Origin of the sequence: Micromonospora sp. NPDC049580 (genome assembly GCF_040675595.1) — a bacterium.
In the GTDB taxonomy this organism is placed as follows: domain Bacteria; phylum Actinomycetota; class Actinomycetes; order Mycobacteriales; family Micromonosporaceae; genus Micromonospora.
In genome coordinates this window covers 1-1409 of the sequence record NZ_JBFAPG010000801.1, presented here as the reverse complement: position 1 = coordinate 1409, position 1409 = coordinate 1, and the positions used below count along the sequence as shown (strand labels likewise).

Genomic DNA, 1409 nt, shown 5'->3' with positions numbered 1-1409 from the left:
CGCGCCGAGGGTGGCGCGGGGCACGACCAGGACCATGACCGCCAGCGCCGCCGCCATGCCGCCCGCGATGACGACCGCCATCGGTACGCTCCCCGTGCCGAACAGGCCGGCCAGGGGCGCCGACAACGCGCCGACGCCGAACTGCACGGCCCCGAGCAGCGCCGCGGCTGTGCCGGCGGCCTCGCTGTGCCGGCTCATGGCCAGCGCCGGAGCGTTCGGCAGGGCCAGGCCCGCCGCGGCCAGCACGAGCCACAGCGACGCGAGCAGGGTGCCGAGGCCACCGACGCCGGTGGCGGCGAACACGACCAGCAGCAGCCCGGCGGCCGTTCCGGCGATCAGCGCGCTGATGAGGATCTGCTGCGGGGTGTAGCGCCGCAGCAGCCGGATGTTGAACTGGGTGGCGCCGATCAGGCCGACGGCACCGGCCCCGAAGGCCAGGCCGAACTGCTGCTCGTCGAGGCCGTACTCCCGCTGGAGCACGAAGGACGACCCGGAGACGTACGCGAACAGCGACGCCATGGCCAGCCCGGCGACCAGCACCAGACCGACGAAGGCCCGGTCGTTGAGCAGCCCCCGGTAGTCGCGCAGGGTCGCCGCCACTCCGCCGTGCCGGCGGCGTGCCACCGCGAGGGTCTCCGGAAGCTGCAACGCCGCGATGACGATCAGCAACGCGCCCAGCACGGCCAGCGCCGCGAAGACGCCCCGCCACTCGGTCCAGCGCAGCAGCCCGCTGCCCAGCGTCGGCGCGAGGATCGGCGCCAGACCCATGACCAGCATCAACCGGGAGAAGATCCGCGCGAACGAGGCGCCGCTGAACAGGTCGCGGACGACGGCCGTGGCGACCACGGTGGCGGCCGCCACGCCGAGGCCCTGCAGGACGCGCAGCACGCCGAGCACGGCGATGTTGGGCGCGAAGACGCACAGCACGGAGGCCACGATGTGCACGGCGAGCCCGGCGAGCAGCGGCAGACGCCGCCCGACCACGTCGGAGAGCGGCCCGATCAGCAACTGGCCCAGCGCGAGGCCGAGCAGCGTGCCGGTCAGCGTCAACTGCACGGCCGTCTCGGTGGTCTGCAGGCCGGCCGTGATGGCGGGCAGCGCCGGCAGGTACATGTCGATGGTCAGGGGGCCGATCGCGATCAACGCGCCGAGCACCAGCACGAGCCGCGCCCGCTGGCGGTTGGTCATCAGGTCGCCGGGCAGCACATCCTGCTCGGGGGCGGTCTTCTCCACCAGCTGCTTCATCATCTCGATCTCTCTGCGGAGGGTCGTGCGTCGTGGGGCGAGCGGTGGGGGATCGTGTTCGGTGATTCTCACTTGGCGACAACGTCGCAGACCCCTGTGACATCGCCACTGTGTGGGGGCTCACGCAGACGACGACAGCCCCACCGCCCGCCGGCGGTGGGGCT

Annotated in this window: 1 protein-coding gene; it reads right to left on the bottom strand. The window is 73.0% G+C overall.

Annotated features, from left to right (window positions below):
* Positions 1–1248 (bottom strand): Bcr/CflA family efflux MFS transporter (locus tag AB0J68_RS32190; protein WP_363942662.1); only part of this gene is annotated, 1248 nt, incomplete at its 3' end.
* Positions 1249–1409: the final 161 nt, after the last annotated feature.